The 10,028-nt window shown below is 72.8% G+C and carries 10 protein-coding genes; 8 read left to right on the top strand and 2 right to left on the bottom strand.

Features of this window, described 5'->3' with window-relative positions:
- On the bottom strand, positions 1-935 hold a 935-nt coding region (gene ychF / locus ABWK99_RS09500), incomplete at its 3' end, for a redox-regulated ATPase YchF (RefSeq protein ID WP_372594456.1).
- A 76-nt stretch (positions 936-1,011) separates the two neighbouring features.
- On the opposite strand from ychF, the gene ABWK99_RS09495 reads away from it, so the two are divergent.
- On the top strand, positions 1,012-2,340 hold the full coding sequence (locus ABWK99_RS09495; protein ID WP_372594455.1) for a DNA recombination protein RmuC: 1,329 nt from the start codon (positions 1,012-1,014) through the stop codon (positions 2,338-2,340).
- A gap of 12 nt (positions 2,341-2,352) precedes the next feature.
- On the opposite strand, the gene ABWK99_RS09490 is transcribed toward ABWK99_RS09495, so the two are convergent.
- Positions 2,353-3,378, bottom strand: coding sequence for a 4-hydroxy-3-methylbut-2-enyl diphosphate reductase (locus ABWK99_RS09490; protein ID WP_372594454.1), 1,026 nt, complete (start codon positions 3,376-3,378; stop codon positions 2,353-2,355).
- Between the two features lie 83 nt (positions 3,379-3,461).
- Here ABWK99_RS09490 and xseA point away from each other — a divergent pair, with 83 nt between their 5' ends.
- The 7 genes from xseA to ABWK99_RS09455 form a co-directional block, all read left to right on the top strand.
- Entirely contained in the window at positions 3,462-4,712 is a 1,251-nt protein-coding gene (xseA, locus tag ABWK99_RS09485; protein ID WP_372594453.1) for an exodeoxyribonuclease VII large subunit, read from the top strand.
- A gap of 4 nt (positions 4,713-4,716) precedes the next feature.
- On the top strand, positions 4,717-4,989 hold the full coding sequence (locus tag ABWK99_RS09480; protein WP_372594452.1) for an exodeoxyribonuclease VII small subunit: 273 nt from the start codon (positions 4,717-4,719) through the stop codon (positions 4,987-4,989).
- The gene (locus ABWK99_RS09475; RefSeq protein ID WP_372594451.1) at positions 4,986-6,002 is read left to right on the top strand and encodes a carbohydrate kinase; all 1,017 of its coding nucleotides are present in this window, start codon (positions 4,986-4,988) and stop codon (positions 6,000-6,002) included. The genes ABWK99_RS09480 and ABWK99_RS09475 overlap by 4 nt, the downstream gene beginning before the upstream one ends.
- A 103-nt stretch (positions 6,003-6,105) precedes the next feature.
- Positions 6,106-8,169, top strand: coding sequence for an HD domain-containing phosphohydrolase (locus ABWK99_RS09470; RefSeq protein WP_372594450.1), 2,064 nt, complete (start codon positions 6,106-6,108; stop codon positions 8,167-8,169).
- Positions 8,170-8,240: 71 nt separating this feature from the next.
- On the top strand, positions 8,241-8,663 hold the full coding sequence (locus ABWK99_RS09465) for a DUF1761 domain-containing protein (protein WP_372594449.1): 423 nt from the start codon (positions 8,241-8,243) through the stop codon (positions 8,661-8,663).
- Between the two features lie 43 nt (positions 8,664-8,706).
- Positions 8,707-9,351 (top strand): carbonic anhydrase, encoded by a 645-nt coding sequence (locus ABWK99_RS09460; protein WP_372594448.1) that lies wholly within the window; start codon positions 8,707-8,709, stop codon positions 9,349-9,351.
- A 12-nt stretch (positions 9,352-9,363) separates the two neighbouring features.
- A partial coding sequence (locus ABWK99_RS09455; RefSeq protein WP_372594447.1) for a lyase family protein occupies positions 9,364-10,028 on the top strand: 665 nt, incomplete at its 3' end.

Genomic DNA, 10,028 nt, shown 5'->3' with positions numbered 1-10,028 from the left:
TCCGTGTGGATCACGCCGGCGGCCTCGGGAGCGGTGGCACCCTGGCGGATGGTCCACGCGCGCGATTCCTTGGGACCGGCGGTGAGGTAGGTCTGCAGGCCGAGCGTGTGGAAGCCGACGCGGGCGAGCTGGTCGAGGCCCGCCTCCTCCTGGCCGGTCTCCGCGAGCATCTCCGCCGCGTCCTCCGCGTCGAGCTCGACGAGCTCGGCCTCGAGCTTCGCGTCGAGGAAGACGCAGTCCGCGGGGGCCACCAGTGCGGTGAGCTTCTCCTTCATCGCGTCGTCCGCCAGGCCTGCGTCGTCGGTGTTGAAGACGTAGATGAAGGGCTTGGTCGTCAGCAGCTGCAGCTCGCGCAGGGCAGCGGGGTCGACGCCCGCCCTGGCGAGCCGGTCGGCGGCGGCGAAGAGCGTGCCGCCCTCGGCGAGGACGACCTGGGCCTCCTTCGCCGCGGCGAGAAGGGCCGGGTCCGCCTTCTTGCCACGGACCTCCTTCTCGAGGCGCGGGATCGCCTTTTCGACGGTCTGCAGGTCGGCGAGGACGAGCTCGGTGTTGATCGTCTCGATGTCGTCGGCCGGGTCGACCTTGCCCTCCACGTGCACGACGTCGCCGTCGGCGAAGGCTCGGACCACCTGGCAGATCGCGTCGGCCTCGCGGATGTTGGCCAGGAACTTGTTGCCCAGGCCCTCCCCCTCGCTCGCGCCACGGACGATGCCCGCGATGTCCACGAACGACACCACGGCGGGGACGAGGCGTTCGCTGCCGAAGACCTCGGCGAGCTGCGCCAGACGCGGATCGGGCAACGGGACGACGCCGACGTTCGGCTCGATGGTCGCGAAGGGGTAGTTCGCCGCCAGGACGTCGTTGCGCGTCAGGGCGTTGAACAGGGTGGACTTGCCGACGTTGGGCAGGCCGACGATGCCGATGGTGAGTGCCACGGGCGAGAAGTCTACGGGGACGGCACAGGGCGACTGCCCCACGGCCCGTGTCGGTGCCCGGTGAGACCCTCGGCCCATGTCGCCGATCGTCGTCGCACTGATGGTCCTCGTTGCCGCTGCCCTCGGGCTGACCGCGGGGTGGTCCCTCGCCGTCGCCCGCTCGGGAGAGCGGCTGAGACGGGCGGAGGTCGCGGCCGCTGCGGCCGAGGCCCGGCTGCAGGCGGAGCGCGCCGCCCATCTCGAGCGGATCGCCGCGACCGATGGCGACGAGCGCCGTCAGGCGGAGCGCTTCCAGTCCCTCGCGGCGGAGGCCCTGGCGAGCAGCAGCGAGCAGTTCCTCGCGCTCGCGCACCAACGGCTCGCCGCCTCGCAGCAGAGCCAGGTCGCCGAGCTCGCCCAGCGCGAGCAGGCGGTGCGGGGGCTGGTCGAGCCGCTCGCCGCGACCCTGGAGTCGGTACGCACGCAGCTCGGCACCGCCGAGCAGGCGAGAGCCGCGGGCGCGGCGGCTCTCGCGGAGCAGGTCGCCGCCATGACCGCGACCTCGGACCGGCTGCGCGGGGAGACGGCCCGCCTGGTCAACGCCCTGCGCGCCTCCCAGGTGCGCGGCCGGTGGGGAGAGCTCCAGCTGCGCCGAGTCGTGGAGGCCGCAGGGATGCTCGCCCATGTGGACTTCCAGGAGCAGGCCCACGCACGTACCGACGACGGCCCGCTGCGCCCCGACATGGTCATCCGGCTCGCCGGCGGTAAGCAGGTCGTGGTGGACGCGAAGGTCGCCTTCCTCGGGTTCCTCGAGGCGACCGAGGCCACCGACGAGACCCAGCGGCAGGACCGCATGGCGGCCCACGCGCGTCAGGTGCGCAGCCACGTCGACTCCCTGGCCGCCAAGCGGTACTGGGACCAGTTCGCCCCGGCTCCCGAGTTCGTGGTGATGTTCGTCCCGGCGGAGTCCTTCTGGCAGGCGGCGGTCGAGCTCGACCCCGCCCTTGTCGAGTACGCCTTCGAACGCAATGTCGTCGTCGCCACCCCCTCGACGCTCCTGGCCCTGCTGCGCACGGTGGCCTACGCGTGGCGTCAGGAGTCGCTCGCCGCGAACGCCCAGACGGTGCTCAGCCTCGGCAAGGAGCTGCACGGACGGATCGCGACCCTCGGAGGACACGTCGCCCGCCTCGGCCGGGCGATCGATGGTGCGGCGACCGCCTACAACCAAACGGTTGCCTCACTCGAGACCCGGGTGCTCGTCAGCGCGCGTCGCTTCGCCGAGCTCGGCGTGGTGGACGGCGATCTCGAGACGCCCGTCGCGGCGAACCCGCGCCTCTCGACCCTCAGCGCGCCGGAGCTCGTCGCCGCGGCGGACGAGCACATCGTCGTGCTGGCAGAGCCCGACGAGCGGGCCCACACCGGCTGAGGAGCGCAGCCCTCAGGCGGGTTCGACGCTCAGCGACTGGCGTGCGCCGCGCTCCGGGCGAGGCACCGGGGTGCCCGCGGCCTTGAGGTCCGCGCGGAGCTCCTTGGGCAGGGAGAACATGAGGTCCTCGGTCGCGGTCCTGACCTCCTGGACGTCGCCGAAACCGGACCGGGCGAGCCGGTCCAGCACGTCGCGCACCAGGATCTCGGGGACCGACGCGCCGGAAGTGACCCCGACCGTGGCGGCCCCGTCGAGCCAGGCCTCCTCGATCTCCGCCGCCGTGTCCACGCGGTAGGAGGCCGTGGCCCCCGCGTCGAGAGCGACCTCCACGAGCCGCACCGAGTTCGAGGAGTTCGCCGAGCCGACGACGATCACCACATCGCACTCGGGGGCGAGCTTCTTCACCGCGACCTGGCGGTTCTGCGTCGCGTAGCAGATGTCGTCGCTCGGCGGGTCCTGCAGCTTCGGGAAGCGCTCACGGAGCCGGCGCACCGTCTCCATCGTCTCGTCCACCGAGAGCGTGGTCTGGGAGAGCCAGACGACCTTCTCGGGGTCCCGCACGACGATGCCGGGGACGTCCTCCGGGGAGTTGACGACCTGGATGTGCTCGGGGGCCTCGCCCGCGGTGCCCTCGACCTCCTCGTGACCGGTGTGTCCGATGAGCAGGATGTCCATGTCATCGGACGCGAAGCGCACCGCCTCCTTGTGCACCTTGGTCACCAGCGGGCACGTCGCGTCGATCGTCTGCAGGGAGCGCGCGGCGGCCGAGGCGTGCACCGCCGGGGACACGCCGTGCGCGGAGAAGACCACGCGGGCACCCTCGGGCACCTCGTCGGTCTCCTCGACGAACACCGCACCCCGGGCCGCAAGGGTCTCCACGACGTACTTGTTGTGCACGATCTCCTTGCGGACGTACACCGGAGCGCCGTAGTGGTCCAGGGCCTTCTCGACGGCGATGACCGCGCGGTCGACCCCCGCGCAGTAGCCGCGGGGTGCCGCGAGCAGCACACGCTTGGTGGTCGTGGTGGGGGAAGTCACCGCGCCAGTCTAGGTCGAGGGGCCGGGGCGGGCTCAGTGGGCGCGACCGGCGGCCTGACGGTCCCTGATGAGACGCTGACCCCGTGACCGATCTTCCCGAGCTCCCCGCCAAGGCGCTGGACACCAGCCCGGAGCACCCCTGGCCCGTCCGCCACCTCTCGGCGAAGATCGGCGAGTACGTCCACCGGATGTCCGGCGTGTGGGTCGAGGGCCAGATCGTCCAGCTCAACCGGCGCGCCGGCATGTCCTTCCTCACCCTGCGTGACACCGAGGCGGACGTGTCCCTGTCCGTCACCGCGGCGGGCCGGGTGCTCGGCGAGATCACCGAGGGCGCCCACGTCGTCGTCCACGCGACCCCGACCTTCTGGGCCAAGCGCGGCACCCTTCAGCTGCAGGCCGACAGCGCGCGCGTCGTGGGCCTGGGCGACCTGCTCGCCCGGATCGAGCAGCTGCGCCGCGTGCTCGCTGCCGAGGGCCTCTTCGACGCGGACCGCAAGGTCCCCCTTCCCTTCCTTCCTGCCGTCGTCGGTCTGGTGTGCGGGCGCGAGTCCAAGGCCGAGCACGACGTCGTCGTCAACGCCAGGGACCGCTGGCCGCAGGTCGAGTTCGTCATCCGCGAGGTGGCGGTCCAGGGACCGCGTGCCGTGCCAGAGGTCGGCGCCGCGATCGCCGAGCTCGACGCCGACCCGCGCGTCGAGGTGATCGTGGTGGCCAGGGGCGGCGGCTCGGTGGAGGACCTGCTGCCGTTCAGCAACGAGACGATGGTCCGCGCCGCAGCCGCCTGCCGCACCCCCCTGGTCAGCGCCATCGGGCACGAGACGGACACACCCCTGCTCGACCTCGTCGCCGACCACCGCGCGTCCACGCCGACCGACGCCGCCAAGCGGATCGTCCCCGACGTGGCCGAGGAGCGCAGCCGGGTGCGCCAGGCCAGGGCGCGGTCCTCGGCCGCCGTCGAGCAGCTGCTCCGCAGGGAGACGGAGCGCCTCGCCGCCCTGCGCTCACGCCCCTGTCTCTCCCTTCCCGAGGTCCTGATCGACGCCCGCCAGGAGACGATCGACCGACTGCTCGGCGACGCCCGACGCTCTCTGGGGCAGCGGGTCGTCGCCGGAGAGGCCGAGGTCTCCCGGCTCCTCGCCCAGGTCACCGCGCTGTCTCCCGCGGCGACGCTGGACCGGGGGTACGCCGTCGTCCAGCGGACCGACGGCAGCGTGGTCCGCGACCCACACGAGGTGGGCGCGGGCGACCGCCTGCGCATCCGCGTGGCCCGGGGCGAGCTGGCCGCCGTCGCCGAAGGGACCCACGAAGCGAGGGACGTCGATGCGGTTTACTGAGCCAATGCCCGCCTCCGACCCGACACCCTCAGCCGTCGACGACCTGCCGGCGGTCTCGGACCTCAGCTACGAGCAGGCCCGCGACGAGCTCGTCGGCGTGGTCACCCGGCTCGAGGCCGGCGGCGAGACGCTCGAGGGGTCGCTCGCGCTGTGGGAACGGGGAGAGGCCCTCGCGCGCCGCTGCCAGGAGTGGCTCGACGGGGCACGCAGGCGCCTGGACGCAGCCCGTTCCCCCGCGGGCGAGGACGAGGCCACGAGCACCGAGGACGAGCGATGACCGAGCAGGCCCCGACCCTTCCCGCCACGGAGGAGAAGGCGGCGGCCCTCCCGGCGCCCACCGACCCCGCCGAGCGCCGCGCTCTCGTCATCGGCGAGGCGCTGATCGACGTGGTGCGCAGCGGCGGGCAGACGCTCGGCCGGCACCCGGGCGGGAGCCCGATGAACGTCGCGATCGGCCTGGCGAGGCTGGGCCGGGCCGCTGACCTCCTCACCTGGTTCGGCGCCGACGAGGACGGCGCGGCGATCACGGCCCACCTGGCCGCGTCCGGGGTCGACGTCGTCCCGGGGAGCGCCTCGGCGGAGCGCACCTCGGTGGCGACCGCGACCCTCGACGCGGACGGCGTCGCCACCTACGACTTCGACCTGTCCTGGCAGGTACCGAGCACCTGGGCCTCGCCGCCCCTGCCGATCGTCGTGCACACGGGCTCGATCGGCGCCGTGGTCGAACCGGGCGGCTCCGACGTCGCTCACATCCTCGAGGCCCACCGGCCGACGGCGACGGTGACCTACGACCCCAACCTGCGGCCCTCGCTCATGCCGCCGCCCGCCGACACCCGCCCGGTCGTCGAGCGGCTCGTGGCCCTGTCCGACGTGGTCAAGGTGAGCGACGAGGACCTGGCCTGGCTGGAACCGGGCACCGAGCCGACGGACGTCGCGCGCCGATGGGTCGGGCTCGGCCCGGCGGCCGTCGTGGTCACCCGGGGAGGCGAGGGTGCCGTCGCCGTCACGCGCAGCGGCCTCACTGTCGAGGTGGCGACCCCGCGGGTGACGGTCGCGGACACCGTCGGCGCCGGAGACTCCTTCATGGGTGGTCTGATCGACGGGCTCTGGCTGGCGGGGCTGCTCGGCGGCGAGCGGCGCGCCGCTCTGCACGACGCGGGGGCGTCCACCTGGCAGGAGGTCCTCGAGCGCTGCACGCGGATCGCCGCGATCACGGTGAGCCGCGCCGGAGCCAACCCCCCGACCCGCGCGGAGCTCGACGACTACCGGCCGGGCAGCGCGCCTTCCTGAGCCCAGCGGCCGGTCCCGCGGCGGGCCGGGACCGCGCGTGCGACCGCTCGGCGTCACCCTCTCGGTCGATCACGGCCGGGCCGGTGGCGGCCGATGAGAGGGGATGAGCTCTGGCCCCACGCAGAACTACGGAGATCCGGAACTCGGTCGGTGGCGCCCGCACCCCGTGGCTGCGGCCGCCGCCCGGATCGTGCTCCTCGTCCTTCCGCTGATCCTCGTCCTGGGATTCGGTCTTGCTGCTGCGCACTGGTTCCCCGCGTCACGGCTCGGCGTGAACCGCTGGGTCTGGATCGCGGGCGAGGTCGCCGCGTCCCTGCTGCTGCTCGCCGGAGCGACCCGGCTGGCCAGACGCCTCATGCCGCTCGCCGGGCTGCTGAGACTGTCCCTGTACTTCCCCGACCATGCACCGTCCCGGCTCGCGGTCGCCCTGCGCCACCACTCCCCCGACGCACTGCGCACACGCATGAGCACAGCGGGAACCTCACCCCGCCGGCTCACCGAGGAGCAGGACCACGCCGACTGGCTGCTCGACACGGTCGCCGCGATCACCGCGCACGACTCCCTGACCGCCGGCCACTCCGAACGCGTCCAGGCCTACGCGGCACTGGTCGGCAAGGAGCTCGGCCTGAGCAGCCACGACGCCGCCAAGCTCAGCTGGGCAGCCCTCCTGCACGACGTCGGCAAGCTCACCGTGCCGGCCGAGATCATCACCAAGAACGGCCGACCCACCAGCCAGGAGTGGGCCCGGCTCTCCACCCACCCCGCCGCCGGCCGGGAGATCGCCGCCCCGCTCGCCGACTGGCTGGGCCCCTGGCTCGATGCCATCGACCAGCACCACGAACGCTGGGACGGCGGCGGCTACCCCCGCGGACTCGCCGGCACCCAGATCAGCCTCGCCGGACGCATCGTCGCGGTCGTCGACGCCTACGACGTCATCACCTCCGCCCGCGCGTACAAGGCGCCCCTCAGCGCCGCGGCCGCACGAGAAGAGCTCGCCCGCTGCTCGGGAACCCAGTTCGACCCCGACGTCGTGCGCGCCATGCTCGCCGTCGGCCTCGGCAAGCTCCAACGCGTCGCCGGCCCGATGTCCGTCCTCTCCGCCCTCCCGGGCCTCGGCTCCACCCCCCTGCCCGGGCTCACCTCGATCGGCGGTGCCGTCGGATCGGCCGCGAGCGCTGTCGCCGCCGGCATCGCCGGCATCGCCCTCGGGGTCGTCGGCCCGGGGGCACCCCCGGCCGAGGCCGCCTCGCCCCCGGCCGCCGAGGAGAGCGTCGTCGCGGAGCCGAGCGCGACGCCGACGCCCGCTTTCCGCTCGGCCGAGGGGCCCGCCGCCTCGACCCCCGGCCCCTCGCCCCTCGTTCGTGGTCCGGAGGGCGACGACGGTGAGGTCAGCACCGATCCCACCCCGAGCGGCGCCCCGTCCGGACCCGCAGCGCCCGGCCCCGTCCCGTCCGACGACCCCACGGGAAGCGACGTGCAGGTCCCCCAGGTACCGCTCCCGGCCGTGCCGACGGTGAGCCCACCCACGTCGATCCCCACCGTGCCGAGCATCGTCCCGACGCCGACCGTCCCTCCCGTGCCGATACCCACGTCCGTGCCGACGCCGACTCCCACGCTTCCGCCGACGCCCACGTCGACGCCCACGCCCACGTCGACGCCTACGCCCACGCCCACACCCACGCCCACCCCAACGCCCACGGGAACGAATGCCTGCGAGTGGGCGCAAAACGGCTGGGCGCCGCTCCCCGGACGGAACCTGAAGAACTGCGACCTGTCCGGTCTGACCCTGACCGGCAACTTCTACGACGTCGACCTCACGGGAGCGAACCTCCGGGGTGCCGTGCTGACGTCCATCAATCTCGACAAGGCCGACCTGCGAGACGTGGACCTCACCGGAGCCAGGATCAGCAACGCGTCGTTGGTGGACGCGGACCTCATCGACACGCTCCTCACAGGCGCGTCGATCTCCTCCACGACCTTCGACGAGGCGAAGCTCGAGCGCGTCGTCCTCACAGGCGCCACCATCAGCGACAGCTCCTTCGACGACGCCCAGCTGAAGAACTCCACCTCGCTCCTGGCGACCTTCACCCGCGTCGGCTTCGGCGACGCCGACATCGACGCGACCTCGCTCGTCGGGGCGATCCTGATCGACTGCAGCTTCGACTGAGGCGGCGGCTGCCCCACTAGACTCCATCGCACCGCGGACGCCCCGTCTCGGTCACCGACGAAGAGCGGATCATGACGGCACCTGAAGTCAACCTGTGGGCAGTGCTCCTCGCGACCGCCTCGACGATGGCCGTCGGCTCCCTGTGGTACTCCCCGCGGGTGTTCGGCAACCGGTGGATGGCCCTCGCCCGGGTCAACCGGGACCGGATCGCTTCTCGGGGCGTCGTCCCGATCGTGGTCACCGTCCTGGTCAGCTTCGTGACCGCCTGGGTGCTCGCCGGCGCGGCGTGGATCGCGCACGAGTTCTACGGCGGCAGCTTCCTCGGCGACGCCCTAGCCACCGGTGCGTTCCTGTGGGCGGGCTTCACCGCGGCGCGGTTCATCACCCATGACGCCTTCGAGGCGCGCCCGATGGGCCTGACCGCGCTCAACATCGTCCACGAGCTCGTCACGGTCCTCGTGATGGCCCTGGTGATCGGCCTCGTCGGCGTCTGAGCCCAGGCGCGCGCGGGTCACCTCGCGCTGCCATGATGACGCCATGCCCAGCACCTACACGCCCGCCACGGCATGGTCCGCTCTCGTCGAGGGCAACCGGCGATTCGTCGCCGGCGCGATGGAGCACCCCTCCCAGGGTGTCGACCACCGCACCGAGCTCTCGGCGGCGCAGAGCCCCTTCGCCGTCGTCTTCGGCTGCTCGGACTCCCGGGTCGCGGCGGAGATCATCTTCGACCGCGGGCTCGGCGAGGTGTTCGTGGTGCGCACGGCCGGCCACGTCGTGGACACGACCGTGCTCGGCTCGATCGAGTACGGCGTCGAGGTGCTCGGCGCGAGCCTCGTGGTCGTGCTCGGGCACGACTCCTGCGGTGCGGTCACGGCTGCGGCCGAGGCGCTGAGGACCGGCGTCATGCCCACCGGGTTCGTGCGGGCCATCGTCGACCGGGTGATCCCGAGCATCGTCTCCCAGACCTCTGCCGACCACAGCAACGGGACGAACCTGGCCGTGCCCTCCGCCGACACGCTCGGCAGGGAGCACCTCCGGCACACCGTGGACATGCTCCTGAGCTACTCGGCGGCACTGTCCACGGCGGTCGCGGAGGGGCGCTGCGCCGTCGTCGGCGTGGAGTACACGCTCGCCCAGGGCGAGGCCAGGGCCGTCGACGTCCGAGGTGCCGTCGACGCCTGACAAGATGGCGTCATGACCGACGCGACGATGCCCGGGTACCGGGTCGAGCACGACACCATGGGGGACGTCCTGGTCCCCGAAGACGCCCTCTACCGCGCGCAGACCCAGCGCGCCGTCGAGAACTTCCCCATCTCCGGCACCCGCCTGGAGCGAGGACATATCGAGGCCCTTGCCCGGATCAAGAAGGCCGCGGCACTCGCGAACGCCGAGCTCGGCGTGCTCTCCGGCGAGATCGCCGCAGCGATCGTCGCCTCGGCCGACGAGGTCGCCTCGGGTGCGCACGACGCGCACTTCCCGATCGACGTGTTCCAGACGGGTTCGGGCACCTCCTCGAACATGAACACCAACGAGGTGCTCGCGACGCTCGCGACCAGGCGACTCGGCGCCGAGGTGCACCCCAACGACCACGTGAACGCCTCGCAGTCCTCCAACGACGTCTTCCCCACCTCCGTCCACGTCGCGGCGACCGCCGGGGTCGTGCGCGACCTCGTCCCGGCGCTCGAGCACCTGGCCGCCTCGCTGGAGAGGAAGGCAGCCGAGTGGGAGACGGTGGTCAAGTCCGGCCGCACGCACCTCATGGACGCCACACCGGTCACCCTCGGCCAGGAGGTGGGCGGCTATGCCGCGGCGATCCGCTACGGCGTGGAACGCCTGCAGTCGGCCCTGCCCCGCGTGGC

Source organism: Actinotalea sp. (assembly GCF_041597215.1).
In the GTDB taxonomy this organism is placed as follows: Bacteria; Actinomycetota; Actinomycetes; order Actinomycetales; family Cellulomonadaceae; genus Actinotalea.
The sequence above is the reverse complement of the archived record's forward strand: the minus strand, read 5'-3'. Positions and strand labels throughout refer to the sequence as shown.

Excerpts from the sequence above, each read along its gene's own strand:
- ABWK99_RS09470 (WP_372594450.1), top strand. The coding sequence starts at position 6,106 with ATGAGCTCTGGCCCCACGCAGAACTACGGAGATCCGGAACTCGGTCGG.
- ABWK99_RS09465 (WP_372594449.1), top strand. The coding sequence starts at position 8,241 with ATGACGGCACCTGAAGTCAACCTGTGGGCAGTGCTCCTCGCGACCGCC.
- ABWK99_RS09480 (WP_372594452.1), top strand. The coding sequence starts at position 4,717 with ATGCCCGCCTCCGACCCGACACCCTCAGCCGTCGACGACCTGCCGGCG.
- ABWK99_RS09495 (WP_372594455.1), top strand. The coding sequence starts at position 1,012 with ATGTCGCCGATCGTCGTCGCACTGATGGTCCTCGTTGCCGCTGCCCTC.
- ABWK99_RS09460 (WP_372594448.1), top strand. The coding sequence starts at position 8,707 with ATGCCCAGCACCTACACGCCCGCCACGGCATGGTCCGCTCTCGTCGAG.
- ABWK99_RS09475 (WP_372594451.1), top strand. The coding sequence starts at position 4,986 with ATGACCGAGCAGGCCCCGACCCTTCCCGCCACGGAGGAGAAGGCGGCG.